This is a genomic window from Bradyrhizobium sp. USDA 3262 (assembly GCF_054060035.1).
The window spans coordinates 5462263-5478049 of sequence record NZ_JBSSCT010000001.1 but is presented as its reverse complement, the minus strand read 5'-3'; the positions used below and the strand labels follow the sequence as shown (position 1 = coordinate 5478049).

Annotated in this window: 18 protein-coding genes; 8 read left to right on the top strand and 10 right to left on the bottom strand. The window is 64.6% G+C overall.

Annotated elements, in window-relative coordinates; translation table 11 throughout:
• The first annotated feature begins 265 nt into the window (after window positions 1-265).
• Window positions 266-589, top strand: coding sequence for a hypothetical protein (locus tag ACVWYP_RS25600; RefSeq protein WP_304495313.1), 324 nt, complete (start codon window positions 266-268; stop codon window positions 587-589).
• 295 nt (window positions 590-884) lie between these two features.
• On the opposite strand, the gene ACVWYP_RS25595 is transcribed toward ACVWYP_RS25600, so the two are convergent.
• From ACVWYP_RS25595 to ACVWYP_RS25580, 4 genes are all read right to left on the bottom strand, one after another.
• Complete coding sequence (locus ACVWYP_RS25595) at window positions 885-1760, bottom strand: PCC domain-containing protein (protein ID WP_304495312.1); 876 nt, start codon at window positions 1758-1760, stop codon at window positions 885-887.
• Window positions 1761-1764: 4 nt separating this feature from the next.
• Entirely contained in the window at window positions 1765-3405 is a 1641-nt protein-coding gene (locus tag ACVWYP_RS25590) for an acyl-CoA synthetase (protein ID WP_304495311.1), read from the bottom strand.
• 199 nt (window positions 3406-3604) lie between these two features.
• On the bottom strand, window positions 3605-4006 hold the full coding sequence (locus ACVWYP_RS25585) for an SPW repeat domain-containing protein (protein WP_304495310.1): 402 nt from the start codon (window positions 4004-4006) through the stop codon (window positions 3605-3607).
• A gap of 180 nt (window positions 4007-4186) precedes the next feature.
• Window positions 4187-5131, bottom strand: a complete 945-nt coding sequence (locus ACVWYP_RS25580) for a tetratricopeptide repeat protein (RefSeq protein ID WP_304495309.1) — start codon at window positions 5129-5131, stop codon at window positions 4187-4189.
• Window positions 5132-5232: 101 nt separating this feature from the next.
• Between ACVWYP_RS25580 and ACVWYP_RS25575 the strand changes: the two genes are divergently transcribed.
• Window positions 5233-5505 carry a GNAT family N-acetyltransferase gene (locus ACVWYP_RS25575; RefSeq protein ID WP_304495308.1) on the top strand — a complete coding sequence of 91 codons (273 nt, stop codon included), beginning with the start codon at window positions 5233-5235 and terminating at the stop codon, window positions 5503-5505.
• 115 nt (window positions 5506-5620) lie between these two features.
• Here the strand turns inward: ACVWYP_RS25575 and ACVWYP_RS25570 are convergent, their stop codons facing one another.
• Window positions 5621-6412: a fumarylacetoacetate hydrolase family protein gene (locus tag ACVWYP_RS25570; RefSeq protein ID WP_304495307.1), complete on the bottom strand. Its 792-nt coding sequence runs from the start codon at window positions 6410-6412 to the stop codon at window positions 5621-5623.
• A gap of 104 nt (window positions 6413-6516) precedes the next feature.
• The gene (locus ACVWYP_RS25565) at window positions 6517-6930 is read right to left on the bottom strand and encodes a DUF3597 domain-containing protein (RefSeq protein ID WP_038387103.1); all 414 of its coding nucleotides are present in this window, start codon (window positions 6928-6930) and stop codon (window positions 6517-6519) included.
• 288 nt (window positions 6931-7218) lie between these two features.
• Between ACVWYP_RS25565 and ACVWYP_RS25560 the strand changes: the two genes are divergently transcribed.
• Window positions 7219-8130, top strand: a complete 912-nt coding sequence (locus tag ACVWYP_RS25560; protein WP_304495306.1) for a DUF2189 domain-containing protein — start codon at window positions 7219-7221, stop codon at window positions 8128-8130.
• A 231-nt stretch (window positions 8131-8361) separates the two neighbouring features.
• Window positions 8362-9177: a lytic murein transglycosylase gene (locus tag ACVWYP_RS25555; protein ID WP_304495305.1), complete on the top strand. Its 816-nt coding sequence runs from the start codon at window positions 8362-8364 to the stop codon at window positions 9175-9177.
• A gap of 134 nt (window positions 9178-9311) precedes the next feature.
• On the opposite strand, the gene ACVWYP_RS25550 is transcribed toward ACVWYP_RS25555, so the two are convergent.
• Window positions 9312-9596, bottom strand: coding sequence for a hypothetical protein (locus ACVWYP_RS25550; protein WP_028332121.1), 285 nt, complete (start codon window positions 9594-9596; stop codon window positions 9312-9314).
• 732 nt (window positions 9597-10328) lie between these two features.
• Between ACVWYP_RS25550 and ACVWYP_RS25545 the strand changes: the two genes are divergently transcribed.
• From ACVWYP_RS25545 to ACVWYP_RS25530, 4 genes are all read left to right on the top strand, one after another.
• A complete protein-coding gene (locus tag ACVWYP_RS25545) occupies window positions 10329-10481 on the top strand; it encodes a DUF1127 domain-containing protein (protein WP_016846063.1) in 153 nt (50 codons plus the stop codon).
• A gap of 110 nt (window positions 10482-10591) precedes the next feature.
• Entirely contained in the window at window positions 10592-12025 is a 1434-nt protein-coding gene (gene trmFO / locus ACVWYP_RS25540) for a methylenetetrahydrofolate--tRNA-(uracil(54)-C(5))-methyltransferase (FADH(2)-oxidizing) TrmFO (RefSeq protein ID WP_304495304.1), read from the top strand.
• Window positions 12026-12030: 5 nt separating this feature from the next.
• The gene (locus ACVWYP_RS25535; protein WP_304495303.1) at window positions 12031-13134 is read left to right on the top strand and encodes a serine/threonine protein kinase; all 1104 of its coding nucleotides are present in this window, start codon (window positions 12031-12033) and stop codon (window positions 13132-13134) included.
• Between the two features lie 87 nt (window positions 13135-13221).
• Window positions 13222-13506, top strand: a complete 285-nt coding sequence (locus ACVWYP_RS25530; RefSeq protein WP_304495302.1) for a DUF1488 family protein — start codon at window positions 13222-13224, stop codon at window positions 13504-13506.
• Here ACVWYP_RS25530 and ACVWYP_RS25525 read toward each other — a convergent pair.
• From ACVWYP_RS25525 to secF, 3 genes are read right to left on the bottom strand one after another with little or no spacing between them, the layout of a single operon-like run.
• On the bottom strand, window positions 13503-14366 hold the full coding sequence (locus ACVWYP_RS25525; protein ID WP_304495301.1) for a phytoene/squalene synthase family protein: 864 nt from the start codon (window positions 14364-14366) through the stop codon (window positions 13503-13505). The genes ACVWYP_RS25530 and ACVWYP_RS25525 overlap by 4 nt on opposite strands.
• On the bottom strand, window positions 14363-14746 hold the full coding sequence (locus ACVWYP_RS25520; protein WP_038387097.1) for an Mth938-like domain-containing protein: 384 nt from the start codon (window positions 14744-14746) through the stop codon (window positions 14363-14365). Before ACVWYP_RS25520 ends, ACVWYP_RS25525 begins: the two co-directional genes overlap by 4 nt.
• A gap of 6 nt (window positions 14747-14752) precedes the next feature.
• A complete protein-coding gene (gene secF / locus ACVWYP_RS25515; RefSeq protein WP_028342066.1) occupies window positions 14753-15787 on the bottom strand; it encodes a protein translocase subunit SecF in 1035 nt (344 codons plus the stop codon).

Below are 15787 nucleotides of genomic sequence, written 5' to 3'. Positions count from 1 at the left end.
TAAGCCTCGCGGTCCGGGATCCGCGCAGGCTCGAGCCAGACCCGCCGCAGGTATGGCGCGGGCATGTTGATCGGGCGGTTTCGTCTGGCCATCGGTGCAACCTTTGGGGGCTCGCGCCTCGAAACGCACAATCCCAGATCGATATGGCCCCGTCAAGAACGTAACAAGAACAACAAACCCAGGCCAGAAGCGATGTCGATGCGTCATGCTAACAGATGCGCAAGCGCCCGCTGCCGCCACCACCCTTCAACCGAGACCCGCGCCGATGCCCAGCCGCAGCTATGACCTCTTCCGCAAGGCGATCCTCACCGAGCAGCAGGTCGTCTGCATCTATGACGGCCGGCCGCGCGAACTCTGCCCGCACATCATCGGCCACAACAAGAGCGGTGAAGAGGCCGTGCTGGCCTGGCAGTTCGCCGGCGAGAGCTCGGGCAAGCTTCCGCAATGGCGCTGCCTGCGGCTCGCCAATGTCAGCGACATCAGCCTGCGCAAGGGCCGTTGGCACGAGGGCGGATCGCACCGCACCGAGCAGACCTGCGTCAGCGCCATCGACCTCGACATCAACATCCATGTCCGCAAGCGGCGGTGAGCGGCCCATACATCTGAGTTGCCTGACGGCGCAAGCACCGCTTTCCCTGCGCCCTCCGCTCAAGCGAGGGCGGAGCGAAATGCAAAGCTCGGGCAAACATGTCGCGAGAATGCGGATGTGTGACGCGCAGGCGGCATGACACACTCCCTGTCGTCCCGGCGAAGGCCGGGACCCATAACCACGAATGACTATTGTTGCTCGACGCTGGAACGACGAGTCCCTCTCACAACAACTGCTGCGGAGTATGGGTCCCGGCCTTCGCCGGGACGACGCGGGGATGGGGTATGCCATGCCCCTACGGCTGCTCCGCCTCCGCCAGCACTTCCAGCGCCAGCTCCATCGTCATCAACACCGGATTGTCGCCGCGCACCAGGCGCCCCTCGGCGATGCCGCCGAGATAGTCCACCAGTGCGATGTCGAGCTCGGCATGCAGCCGGCCATCCGCGTCCGGTGCGATCTCGCCCGCGGTCACCGCAAGCTCGGTCGCGAACGGCACCACGCTGTGGCCTTCGGTGAAGACGGCGCCGATGGTCGAGCCGACGCCGCCATGCAGCCGCGCGCGCAGGATGCCGTGCTGGCGGCAGAAGCCTTCCAGCGCGCAGGCAAAATCCTGGTTCGGCCGCAGCCGCAGCGCGAAGGCATGGCTCGTGGTCTTGGCCCCGCGCGGCGCGCTGGCGACGGGACCGAACAGCTTGAAATTGGTCTCGCTGTCCGCCTCGGCCAGGAACGTCGCGCCGTCGATCCCGAACGCGTTGACCTCGAACGGCTCGGCGACAATGGTTTCATCCGGCAGCATGTGGCCGCCGTTGAAGCGGCCATCGGCCTCAGTCCACAAGCCGTGGCAATGAAAGAACGGCGCGCCGTCGCGTTCGCCGAAGGTCAGCGCCGCGAGCTTGAGGCGCGTCACGCCGTCGGGGCGGAACGTGTCGCTGTAGAACGCGGCGTTGACGCCGTCCTTCGACAGCGCCGGCATCACATAGGCGAACGGCCCGAGCGCGCCGCTTTTCGCGCTCAGCACGCCGCCGGAAAACCCCTCCGCCGCAAAGCCACGGCGCACGGCTTCGAGCAAGGAAGTGCCGGCCTCGAGCACGAATGAAAAGGCGCGGCCCCGCGCGCTGACCCATTGGATGCGCTCTGGACGCGGAGCGCCAGGCTGGGCGATGCTGCGCATCGCCTCACGCGCCCGTCGATTTGGCGATCACCTCGAGCAGCCCGCGCGCCTCGAGCTCGTCGCGGATAAGTCGCTTCGGCACCTTGCCGTAGCCGGACTTCGGCAACGCCTCCCAGAAGAAGAAGCGTTTCGGCATCTTGTAGCGCGGCACTTTTGGCGCGAGATAGGCGGCAAGCTCCGCCTCCGCGACCGCCTCGGTGCCCTCGCGCGCGACGCAGACGGCGACGCCGACCTCGCCCCAGAAGGGATCGGGCACGCCGAGCACCGCGACCTCGCCGACCGCGGGATGCGTCAAGAGCTTCTCCTCGATCTCGCGCGGATAGATGTTGGAGCCGCCCGAGATGTACATGTCGGAGGCGCGGCCGGTGATGTAGACGAAGCCCTCCTCGTCCATGTGGCCGAGGTCGCCGGTGCGGAACCAGCCGTCGCGAAACGCCTTCGCATTGGCGTCGGGATTGTCGTAGTAGCCGGCGAACACGCCGGGACCGATCACGCAGATCTCGCCGGTCTCGTGCGCCTTCAGCTCGCTTCCATCGTCGCCCTGGATCGAGACCTGCATCCCGGTGCGCTCGAAGCCGCAGGTGCCGATCCGCGCATGCGGGCCGTCCTCGGGATCGTGCAGACCGGGAGGCAGCACCGTGATGTTTCCGGTGACCTCGCCGAGGCCGAAATATTGCACCAGCACGCCGCCGAGCTTGTTCAGCGCCGCCTTCTGGTCCTCGCGATACATCGGCGCGCCGGCATAGATGATGTAGCGCAGCGAGGAATGGTCGTGCTGGTCGGCGGCGGGATGCTCGACCATCATCTTCAGGATGGTTGGCACCGTGAACATGTTGCTGACGCGATGCCTGGCGATCAGCCTGAAGGCTTCGGCGATGTCGAACTTCTCCGACGGCAGCAGGATGGTCGGCACGCCGCGCGCGGTCTGCACCAGCTGATGCACGCCGGCGCCATGCGACAGCGGCGCCACCACCAGCGAGGCGTCCTCTTCCGTCGTGCCGGGCATCAAGTCGGCGAGATGGTTGGTGATGACGAAGGCCATCTGGCCATGGGTCAAGACCGCGGCCTTGGAGCGGCCGGTGGTACCGGAGGTGAAGAAGAACCAGCAGGGATCGTCGTAGTCGACGGCAACGTTCTCGACCACAGCGCTTGCGTGTTTGGCGATGACGTCACCGACGGTCGCCTCGCCGAACGTGCCCTCCTCCCCGATCCGCCAGACGAATTCGAGCGCGGGATTGGCGGCCGCCTTGGCATGCTCGGGGAAGTCGGCGTGGCAGAGAAACGCCTTGGCGCCGGAGGCCGCCGCGAGATAGGCGACCTCGTCCGGCATCAGGCGGAAATTGGTCGGCACCCAGACCGCGCCGAGCCGGAACGCCGCGAACATCGACCAGAACATCTCGTCGCAGTTCTTGGAATGCACCAGGATGCGGTCGCCCTTGACGATGCCGCGCGCGGCCAGCGCCGCCGCCAACGCCGAGACATTCTGGTCGATGTGACGCCAGGACCAGGCCTTCTCTTTCCAGATGAATCCGGGGCGATCGCCGTGGCGGCGGGCGTTCTGGGTCAGGATGTAGGCGAGGTTCATCACCCGGCGCGACACCTGCGCGATCCCGCCGCGCGGCGCGGCAGCAGCCGTCCCGCTCATTGCCGCCCCGCCGATACGCACAACAGACAGGGCAAGGTCAGGACGGTCATCGGGTATTTCCTCGGTCAGAACCGGGCGTCTTCAAGCGCCGTACCACCCGGTTTATCGCCAAGCCGCCGCCTTCGGCAAGGCCCGCCGGACGCAGCGCGATGATACCGCGCGCCGGCGGCGGCCAGCCCATTGTTTTCTGCCCAGGCCGCTACTGCGGGTGCTTGGCGAGTTCCTGCTCGCTCAGGTTCCAGTCCTGCCACAGCTGCAACGCGCCTATAAAGGCGACCACCGCGCCGAGCAGGATGTGCCAGAACTGCAGCCAGTGGTCCTCGGCGTAACCGAAGACCAGGGGCGATGCCATCAGCCAGAGGCCGAGCAGGATGCTGGCCACCTCCTCCCAGCGGTGCAGCGCGACATATTCGAGCTGGGCGATACCGAGCACCAGCATGCCGACCATGAAGCTGTTGAGGACGAGGTGGCTGCGCTCGATATCGACGGCGCCGCTCACTTGCATCGGAAACCAGGGCGAGACCATGATCAGCACGCCGAGCAGCATGCCGAACCAGTCCTCCCAGGGACGGTGTGTGTTGAAGAAACGATTGTCAGACATGACGAACCTCCTCCGACAAGAGGCATACGTCGGCGGCCGGCTCCGCCACTCCGTACCAGACGACCATCCGGCCGCATCAGGGGCGTATGTCTGACATCAAACGTAATCGAACTGCATCCATCCGCAAGGCCCGTCCCGCGCGTGTGCGACGCGGCAGCGGCGATCGTGGCCGGCAGCGTGTCACCGCGCCCCGCCGAGCCGCGCCAGTGCCCCCTTGGCGCTCTGCAGATCGGGCTGCAGCTCGAGCGCCTTGCGGAAGTCGGCCGCCGCGCCCTTCTTGTCGCCGAGCCGCAGCTTGGCCTGGCCGCGATTGTTCCAGGAATAGACATCGTTCGGATCGTATTGCAGCGCCTTGTCGTAATCGGCGAGCCCGCCCTTGTTGTCACCCTGATAGAGACGGATCATGCCGCGGTTGCGCCAGCCGCGCGCATCGGTCGGCGCGATCCTCGCCGCCTCGCCGTAATCGGCGGCTGCGCGATCGAGCTGCTCGGTATCGCGATAGACATTGCCGCGGTTGATATAGGCGAGCACGTTGGGATCGAGCCTGATCTCGGTGGTGAAGTCGGCGATCGCATGGGCCGCGTCGCGCTTGCGGTAGTAGACGAAGCCACGATTGCCGTAGGCGGTGGCGAGCTGCGGATTGAATTTGATGGCGAGGGTGAGATCGGCCAGCGCGCGGTCGAGATCACCCTTGTTGAGCCAGGCATCGCCACGATTGTTGTAGGCCAGCGCGAACGCCGGATCGATGCGGATCGCCTCGTCGTAATCGGCAATCGCATGATCGAGATCGCGCTTGAAGGCGTAGACGCGGCCGCGATTGGTGTAGGCGCAGGCATAGGCGGGATCGAGCTTGATGGCCTCGTTGAGGTCGGCGAGCGCAGCGTCGAGCTCGCGCTTCTCGGTCAGCCCATGGCCGCGATTGCAATAGGCCCCGGCCAGCCGCTTGCCGCTCTCGGTCTTGCCGTCGATCACCGTGGTGCAGGCGGCCACGCGGTCGCCGGGCGCTGTCGTCGGGCCGATGCAGCTCTGCCAGCTCGGATCGTCGCCGGCGGCGGCTTTCGGCGGGTTTGGAAGCGTCAAGGCGGCGCCGAGCAATACGGCGGTCAGGCAGGTCAAAATGCGCATATCGTCAATCCACAAATGCCAATTTGCGGGTTGGTCGCGGCTTTGCACCGGCCGGTTCACACGCTTACATCAGGGCCTGTGAATCAACCGGGATTTTTGCGATGGCCGCCGTGCGCGACAACAGGGACCAAAACCGCTTCGAGCTCGACACCGAGCGCGGCCTCGCCTTTGCGAACTACCGGCGGACGCCCGCGGCCGTCATCATCACCCATACCGAGACACCGCGCGCCCTGCGCGGCCGCGGCATCGCATCGGAGCTGGTCAAGGGTGCGCTGGATCTGATCCGCGCCGACGGCCGCAAGGTAATCGCCGGCTGCGGTTTCGTGGTGGATTACCTCGACAAGCATCCGGAATACGCGGACCTTGCCGGCTAGAGCCCTTTCCGTTCCGATGGAATCGGAACGGGGCTCCAGCTGCTTCTTTTGAAGCGTTTGCCTTACGCGAACCGGTACCCACTCGCTCGAAAACGCTATTGCGCTTCACGCGGCGTCAGACGATCTTGATCGACATGTCGGGCAGGCCCTCGAGCTTGCACAGCAGCACGTCGCCCTTGACGACCGGGCCGACGTTCTCCGGCGTACCGGAATAGATGATGTCGCCGGCCTTCAGCTCGAATGCCTCGGACAGCTTTGCGATCTGCTCGGCGACGCTCCAGATCATGTTCTTCAGATCCGAGCTCTGTCGCACCGTGCCGTTGATCGCGAGCGAGATGGCGCCTTGTGTGAAGTGGCCGGTCTTATCAGCCGGATGGATCGGCCCGAGCACCGCGGCATGGTCAAAGCTCTTGCCGATCTCCCAGGGCTTCTTCTCCGCGGCCATGCCGTTCTGCAGATCGCGCCGCGTCATGTCGAGGCCGAGCGCGTAGCCATAGACGTGATCGAGCGCCTTGTCGGCCGGAATATTGGTGCCGCCGGACTTCAGCGCGGCGACCAGCTCGACCTCGTGGTGATAGTTCTTGGTCAGCGACGGATAGGGATGATCGGCGACGGTGCCGATCGCGACATTCTGGATCGCATCCGTCGGCTTCTGGAAGAAGAACGGCGGCTCGCGCGTCGGGTCCGAGCCGCGCTCGATCGCGTGCGCGGCGTAGTTGCGGCCGATGCAGTAGATGCGGCGAACCTGAAACACCTCGCTGGCGCCGACGATCGGGATCGTCACGGCTGGGACCGGAAACATCGCCTTCGGCGCGGCCTCGGCATGGGCCGGCGCAGATTGCGCGGCGGCGCCGGCCAGTGCGAGGGCGCCGGTCGCAAGCATCGTCCGGCGATCGAGATCAGTCATGGTGTTCTCCTTGTTGTTGTTGGCCGATCTATAGATGTTCGCCGGTCGATAAAAAAGGGCCCGCGCTGGCGCGGGCCCTTTTTATGCGCGGGAGGATGATCCCGTCAGTGCTTGATGTCGGGGGGCAGCTTGCCGCCATTGGCCGCGAGCTTGGTCATCACCTGCTTGTGCAGCCAGATATTCATGCTGGCGGAATCGTTGGTGTCGCCGGTGTAGCCGAGCTCCTTGGCGAGCTCCTTGCGGGCCGACAGGCTGGAGTCGATGTCGAGCGCCTTCATCAGGTCGACGATCGAGGTCCGCCACTCGAGCTTCTCGCCCTTCGCGGCAACCGCCTTGTCGAGAATCGGGGCGACGTCAACCGACTGCGCCGGCGCCGCGCCGGCGGGCACCGCGGCAGGAGACGACGATGCGCTGCCGGATCCACCGGCGGGAGCTGCGCTTGTGGCCGTTCCGCCGGCGGGCGCGGCGCTGGCGCTACTGCCGAAGATCGCGCCCATGATTTTTCCGAAAATGCTCATCGTTCGCTCCCAAGAGAGTTGAGATGTGAAGGCCAGACGGCCTTGGCGCGCCTGACCGAGGTCGCAGTTCAAGTCTATCGCCCCCTCCATAGCTTGCCAATGCGACATTCACTTAAGCGTGAGTGCTTTTGGCACAGTTTGGGAGTAGCCTCATTGCACAGTTCGCGACACGGCCAGTTCCCTGCTCTGTCTTTCGCGTCTGGCTTGCTCGTGATCGCTTCGAGAGGCGGTAGGTTTGTGCCCGCGTGCCGGGCGCTGAATGCGACCGCCCAGAGGGAGACAACGACCATGGCCACGTCATATCAAGGCAATGTCACATCGATGACGCAGAGCGGACAAGGCACCGCGTCTGCGCCTGTTATCCGCACCATCGGCCTGTCCGACTTGCATCATGCGCTGCGTCTCGGCTGGGAAGACTTCAAGGCGGTGCCAAGTCACGCCATCATCCTCTGCCTGATCTATCCGGTGCTCGGCCTCGTGCTCGCGCGCACCGTGCACGGCTATTCCGTGCTGCCCCTGCTGTTTCCGCTGGCCGCGGGCTTTGCCCTGCTCGGCCCGTTTGCCGCCATCGGCCTCTACGAGATGAGCCGCCGCCGCGAAGATGGCGGGGAAGCATCTGCATGGGATGCCATGGAGGTATTCCGCTCGCCGTCATTCGGCGCGATGCTTGGGGTCGGAACGCTGCTGTTCGCGCTGTTCGTGACCTGGATCGCGACCGCCCAGGCGATCTACACGGCGGTGTTCGGCTATGAGACCGCAGCCAACATTCCCGATTTCGCCGCGCGCGTGCTGACCACTCCGCAAGGCTGGTGGCTCATCGTGGTCGGCTGCAGCGTCGGCTTCCTGTTCGCGCTCGTCGCACTTTGCATCAGCGTGATCGCCTTCCCCATGATGCTCGACCGCCAGGCAACCGCCGGCGAAGCCATGGTGACGTCGATGCGTGCCGTCGCACAGAACCCGGTGCCGATGGCGGCCTGGGGCCTGATCGTCGCGGTGCTGCTGGTGCTGGGCACGATCCCGTTCTTCCTCGGGCTTGCCGTGGTGATCCCGCTGCTCGGTCACGCCACCTGGCATCTCTATCGCGAGGTCATCGTCAAGGATCCGAATGCGCGGCCGGTAACCCCCGAACCGCGCGAGCGCAAGCCCGCCGCGGACTTCCCGGCCAATCTGTTTCCGTGGCGGCGCAGCGATCGCGGCTAAGCGCCGCTAACCCGGATTCGTAAACGTCAAAGCAACCGCCGGCCGATATGTTCGGCCGGCGGTTTGTCGTCCCGGACCGTCAAGAGGATGTGAAATTGGCGTGGCACTTGCAGCGCGGCCTGAGAAAAAGCGGCTCGGTCGCGAGCCTTGTTTTGGCCGCTGTTGCCGCGAACATACCCGCCGCCCTTCGCGACCAATCGACGACATCGCAGACTCCGGAGTGAATTGCCTATGACCTCTCGCTTTTGCTTTCGCACGCTCGCCATCGGCGCGTGGCTGTTGACCTCGACGGCGTCGGTGCTGGCTGCCCAATGCGGCACGGGCACGTTCGAATCCTGGCTCGACGATTTCAAGAAAGAGGCTGCGACGAAGGGCATTTCGCAGAACGCGATCCAGGCCGGGTTGACCGGCGTCACGCAGGACAAGGCGATCCTCGCCCGCGACCATTCGCAGCAGGTATTCAGCCAGACGTTTGAGCAGTTCTCGGGCCGCATGGTGCCGCCGCGCCTCAATCGCGGCGCCGACATGATGAAGCGCTACGGCTCCGTGCTGTCGCGGATCGAGGAGGCCTACGGCGTACCGGGCGAGATTCTGGTTGCGATCTGGGGACTGGAGACCGATTTCGGCGTCAACACCGGCAAGTTTCCGACCATACGTTCGCTGGCGACGCTCGCCTATGACTGCCGCCGCTCCGACATGTTCAAGGCCGAGTTGATGGATGCCTTGCGCATCGTCGAGCGCGGCGATCTGCCGCCGCAGGAGATGCGCGGCGCCTGGGCCGGCGAGATCGGCCAGACTCAATTCATGCCGTCGTCCTACATCAAGTTCGCGGTCGACTTTGACGGCAACGGCAAGCGCGACCTCCTGCACAACGTGCCCGACGTGCTGGCGTCGACGGCAAACTACCTGAAGAGCTATGGCTGGAAGAAGGGCAAGGGCTGGGAGCCCGGCAGCGAGAATTTTGCGGTGATCCAGCAGTGGAACAAGAGCGAGGTGTACGCCAAGACGATCGGCTACTTCGCCACCCAACTCGCCAAGGCTCCATAGCGCCTTCACGCCAGATTGCGTGGCGCAGCGAGGCCAACCTTCCGCTCTGACTCGATCAACGCTGCTCCAGCTACGGGTGAATCAAAAAGGGCCGATCGCCCCAGGCAATCGGCCCTTATCGCAATGATCAAAGCTTACTTCGCCATGCTGGCTTCGGCAGCCTTGCTGAGGTGCGCGCCGCATGCGCCCCACTTGTTGTTCAGCATCGCGTCCTGGGCGAGCGAGACTTCCTTCTCCGCCGCGAATTTGACCTCATTGTCAGCCATGGCTTCGACTGCAGCTTCGGTCTTGCCGAGATTGGCACCGCTGCAGCCGAGGCCCGCGTGATGACGATGCGCAGCCTGAGCGGGAGCGACAGCGTAGGCAACGGCAGCCACGGTGGCTGCTGCGATCAATGTCTTAATCATGGGATGATCCATCTGTTGTTCTTGGACAGATCCCAGCGTGATTGCGGAATCTGCGGAACGATTATTCGCTGTTCCCGGCACCGTTCAGAATGAACTTCGCGCGATACAAATGTGATGAGCGCTGCGCGCGTATCGCGCATGCGTTGCATAGTGTTTTGATTACAAGGCAGTAAGGAAGCAGCGCCGCAATAGCTTTGTTCGGCGTGTTCACTTCAATCGAGACTCACTTCCGATAATCAGCAGCACATTCCGCGCGACATGCGACCCGCGACGGAAATCCGTTGCGGCACAGGATCGAATTACCGCCTACGTCAATGCGACTGATTGACGCGACACCATCTCCTGTCCGAGATCGCAATGAAGTGAATATAAGATCATTTTAACGACAACCGCTTGCATGCGAATCACGCATGGAACACATCGCTGTGATCCCTCCCGTAACGAGGGACCTCGGCTTGAACAAACGGTCCGTAATTACCACGTAAATGACGCAACCACGCCTGCCAAGATTTCAATAACTGACTGATTTCAGAAACGTTTTGTTGGCATACTCGGCCTTTATGGAACTTCCGTCTACCGGGCAGTTTTCGATGCGCCAAACGGTTAACCGGAACTTACTGCCGCTATGCGTTTTGAGCCTAGCTGCATCGCAACATCGGAACTACCGCACTGCACTATATCATCTATATTCACTTCAACGATGAGGCTTTGGAAAAGCTGAATCTGAATTACTAGGAGACTACCATGTTGCTCTCGCTCATCCGCATGATCCAGGCTTTCCGGGATTATCAGCGCAATGTCAGCGAACTGTCCCAGCTCAGCGATCGTGAACTCGCCGATATCGGCCTCGACCGCTCGGACATTCCGCGCGTTGCCGCCGGCACCTACAACGGCTAATCGGCCGCAGGCCATCTGCTGAACGGATAACGCCCGCTTCCACAGCGGGCGTTGTCGTTTGTGGTGCGGTTTCAGATGCATATGAGATCAAAACGCGCTAACGCTGCGCGATGACACCGCATCAATCCTCTTCCCAACCCGTGCACATCGTGGGCGCGGGGCTCGCCGGCTCGGAGGCCGCCTGGCAGGTCGCCAATGCCGGCATCCGCGCCGTGCTGCATGAAATGCGCCCGCACCGGATGACCGAGGCGCACCGGACCGACGGCTGTGCCGAACTGGTCTGCTCGAACTCCTTCCGCTCCGACGATGCCGCGAATAACGCGGTCGGGCTGCTGCACGCCGAGATGCGGCGCCTGGGCTCCCTGATCATGCGCTCGGCCGACGCCAACCAGGTGCCCGCCGGCGGCGCGCTGGCGGTCGACCGCGACGGCTTTTCGGCCGCCGTCACCAAGGCGCTCAACGAACATCCGCTGATCGAGATCAGCCGAGAGGAAGTCGCAGGACTGCCGCCGGCCGACTGGAGCAACGTCATCGTCGCGACCGGTCCCCTCACCTCGGCACCGCTTGCCGACGCCATCAGGCAGCTGACCGACGAGAGCGCGCTGGCATTCTTCGACGCGATCGCGCCGATCGTGCACAAGGATTCCATCGACATGTCGGTGGCCTGGTTTCAGTCGCGCTACGACAAGGTCGGCCCCGGCGGCACCGGCGCGGACTACATCAACTGCCCGATGACGAAGGAGCAGTATGACGCCTTCGTCGCGGCGCTGCTCGACGGCGAGAAGGTCGACTTCAAGGACTGGGAGACCAACACGCCCTATTTCGACGGTTGCCTGCCGGTCGAGGTGATGGCCGAGCGCGGTCACGAGACGCTACGCCACGGGCCGATGAAGCCGGTGGGATTGACCAATCCGCACAACCCGACCGTCAAGCCGTATGCGATCGTCCAGCTGCGGCAGGACAACAAGCTCGGCACGCTCTACAACATCGTCGGCTTCCAGACCAAGCTGAAGCACGGCGCGCAGCAGCGCGTGTTCCGGACCATTCCTGGCCTTGAGAACGCGGAGTTCGCGCGCCTCGGCGGCCTGCATCGCAACACCTTCCTGAACTCGCCAAAGCTGCTCGACGGTCAGCTGCGTCTGCGCGCGCAGCCGCGGCTGCGCTTCGCCGGGCAGATGACGGGCTGCGAGGGTTATGTCGAGTCGGCCAGCGTCGGCCTGATCGCCGGCCTCTGTGCCGCCGCCGACATGCGCGGTGCCGCGCTGACGCCGCCGCCGGCGACGACCGCGCTCGGCGCGCTGCTCGGCCACATCACCGGTGGCCACATCGAAACGATCGAGGCCGGTTCGCGTTCGTTTCAGCCGATGAACATCAATTTCGGTCTGTTCCCGCCGCTGGCCAGCGCGCCGACCAAGAAGCCGGACGGCTCGCGGCTGCGCGGCAACGAGAAGACCGTCGCCAAGAAGCAGGCGATCAGCGCGCGCGCTCTCGCCGATCTCGACCACTGGATCGCAGAGCATCTGCGCGTTGCGGCAGCGGCCTGACAGTCATGAGCTTGCCGAAAGACGATGACGCCACCCTGTCGGTGCGGTGGAGCCAGGGCGTGCTGCTCAAGCGCGACGTGTTCTCGACCGTCGAGCGCGGCCGCTTCCGCGCCGATGACGGCGAGGTCGACGGCGTGCTGCGCCGGCTCGATCAGGTGCCGCTCTGGTCGTTCGGTCTGGCGCTGCATCTGTTCTCGCGCGAGCGCCGCGCGCTGACCTTGGCGCGCGACCTCGACGTCGGGCCAAAGCTGTTGTGGGCCGGCCGGCGCGCGCTGGTGCGCGGCTTCATCGACGGCGCGGCGCTGCATCTGGCGAAGCCGCATGGCGACGTCGCCTATTTTCGTTCCGCCAAGGCCGCGTTGCGCAAGCTGCATCGCGCCGGCATCTGCCACAACGATCTCGCCAAGGAACAGAACTGGCTGGTCGGCCGCGATGGCCGCGCCTACCTCACCGACTTCCAGCTTGCCGCCTGCTTCAAGACCCGCAGCCGGCTGTTCCGCATCGCCGCCTATGAGGATCTGCGGCATCTTTTGAAGCACAAGCGCAGCTACGCACCGGAGGCGTTGACGCCGAAAGAGCGCAAGGTACTCGCAAAGAAGTCCGCGGTCGCCAGCGTCTGGCTCAAGACCGGCAAGAAGGTCTATCAGGCGATCACGCGCGGCATCTTCAATTTCACCGACCGCGAAGGCGGCGGCCGCAGGCTGGTCAACGACGCCCCGGTATTGATCGATCTAATCCGCAAGAATCCGCAGGTGCGCGACACCGCGATCGTCGCCTTTGCCGATCGGCGCGTCGGCGTCGGACTCTACGCCTTCGTCGAGGCGGACCAGTCCGCGCTGGAAAAGACGCTGCGCAATGAGCTTGCCGCGGCAAGGGGCATCAAGCCGCCCGAACACATCCAGGTCGTGCACGCGCTGCCGCGCGATGCCGCCGGCAAGCCGCGCACCGAAATCCTGCAGCTCGTCGCCATGAACCAGATCGACCTGATCGAGCCGATGATGCGCAGCGACGCCGATCGCGAGTTCCTCAAGGACATCCTCGAGCAACGCAAGAATCTGCGCGACCGCTTCAATTTTGAAGTCGCCGAGATGGACCGGCCGGCAGGTTAGAGCGCGCTTCTCGGCGCGTGGCCCTCGACAAACGCGGCGCGAAGCTTCACTCTTTGCGAGGGGTAGCGCGCTCAAGGGACAAGTTTAATGCCACTCACCCGTGGCCGGATCGGGGGATACGATTCCGAACGACTGGCGTTCGGATTCACCATGATGAACGGCGACCAGGAAATCGAATGCCAGATCAGCGACGCCGCGTTGGACGAGCTGGCCGGCACGCGCGGAACGGCGAGCATGGCGCGGCAAGCCCAGTTCGTTGCGCTACGCGACGCGGTGGAGCAGATCGCATCCGACATCTATGACAGCGGCCCGATGGTCAGGGGCGCAATGATCCGGATCTTCACCAAGCACATTCCGAAAGAGCAGAGCTAGCGACCGAACTCCTCCGTGCGCGCGGCTCGCCACAACGTCCAGAGCGTACGCAGGCGCGAGACCGCCTTCGGCAGGAACGGGTCGTAGTCCTCCCTCCTCGCCCGGTTCAGCTCGCGCCTGACGCAAGCGAGCGGCAGAAAGATCGGCCTCACACCGGACGGGACATCCGCAAGCAGTCCGAATGCGGTCTTGAGATGGCCTTGGGCCTCCTCCGCAAGCTGATCGATCGCGGCACGGATGTTCGGCGTCACCTTGCCGGCAAACACCTCCTCCTTGCTGCCGCCGTGCTGCTGCAGCAGCTGTAACGGCAGAAACAGCTGCTGCCGTGAGGCGTCGCGGCCGACCGAAGCGATGACCTGCGCCATGCCCTGGGCAAGACCGGCATGACGGGCCAGGTGATCGATCGCCTCCGACGGCCGCGCCACCACGCGCGTGGCCTGCGAGAACAGCACTGAGGCCGTGGCGTCGAGATAGCCCTCGAGCGCGGTCAGCGACGGCATCGGGTCGTTGTAGAGATCGAACTGGTGCTCCTCGACCAACAGCGAGAATGGCGAGACCGGCAGACGGTGATTGCGGATCGTGTGTAGCAATTCTGCCGCGACCGGATTGCCCTCGACGCCGCCATGGCCCGCGCCGGCCAGCATGTCGGTCCACCATTGCAGCCGCATTTCGCCGGGGAGCGGCTGGCTGACCTGCTCGTGCACGCGCGAGACCTCGATGTTGAAGGCGTAGATCGCAAGCATCGCCCGCCGTTCCGGACCGGGCAGGAACAAGGTCGACGCGTAGCGCACGAAGTCATGGCTCCGCACCAGATCGGCGCAGAAGGCCGCGCCGTCCTTCGGTGCCTCCGTCGCGCTCATGGCACCGCGATCAACGCCGCCGCGACGCGACGCCGCTCGCCCAGCATGATGTTGTAGGTGCGGATCGCGGGTCCCGTCTGCATCGGATCGAGCACCACCCGCACGGCCCGCAGGGCCTCGCGCAGGCCCTTTGGCGGGACCCAGACGTCGGTGCCGGTGCCGACGATCAGCGTGTCGATCGCGTTGGCGGCCGCGAACACCTTTTGCAGCGAGTACTCGTCGATCTCCTGCGGTCTGGTGACCGGCCAGGCCCAGATCGAGTCAGGCAGGCACAGGAGCGAGCCGCGGTGCGACATATCGGCAAACGCGAAGCCGCCCTTGCCGTAGGCCTCGATCGGCGCCGACCTCGGAAGATGGGGAGCGTCCGAGGGGTTGCTCATGACCGGCTACTTCTTGGCTGCCGCCGTGTCCGGCTTCTTGGCCGGCGCGTCCTGCGCAGCCTCTCCACCCCGCGTGGTGTGAACACCGAGATAGATCAGGATCGGCGCCGCGATGAAGATCGAGGTGTAGGTGCCGACCAGCACCACGCCGAACATCATGACCGCGGTGAAGCTGTGGATCGCCTGGCCGCCGAACAGCAGCAGTGCGAGCAGCGCCAGCGTCACGGTGACGTGGGTGATGATCGAGCGCGACAGCGTCGAGTTGATCGATTCGTTCAGCAGCTGCGGCATCGGCATCTTCTTGTAGCGCCGCAGCATCTCGCGGATACGGTCGTAGATCACGACGGTGTCGTTGAGCGAGTAGCCGAGAATAGTCAGCAGCGCCGCGATGCTGGTGAGGTCGAAATCGACCTGGGTGATCGACATGAAGCCGATCGTGAGCACGATGTCGTGGACGTTGGCGATCATGGCGCCGAGCGCGAACTGCCATTCGAACCGGAACCAAAGGTAGATCAGGATGCCCATGATCGCGAACATCAGGCCGATCATGCCGTAGGCCAGCAGTTCGCCGGAGACGCGCGGTCCCACCACCTCGACGCGGCGGTAGTCGACGGATTCGCCGAGCGCGCCGCGCACTTTCGTCACCGCATCCTGCTGCGCCTTGTCGCCGCCGGGCTGCTCGGCGACGCGGATCAGGACTTCCGCCGGACCGCCGAACTGCTGCAGCTGCACCTCGCCGAGGCCAAGGCCGTTCAAGGTCGTGCGCATCGCGGCGATATCGGCGGTGCCGGACTTGGCCTGCACCTCCAGCAGCGTACCGCCCTTGAAGTCGATGCCGAAATTCAGGCCGTGGGTGAAGAACAGCGTGATGGCAAGGATCGAGAGCAGCGCCGAGATCGGGAAGCTGATGCGGCGAAAGCGAGTGAAGTCGAAATGCGTGTCGTCAGGCACGATGCGCAGCGCCGGCAGCAGGCCGAGCGCCGCGACCACGGTCAGCACGGTAATCAGGATACCAAGGCCAATGAGAACGGTATGAGTCAC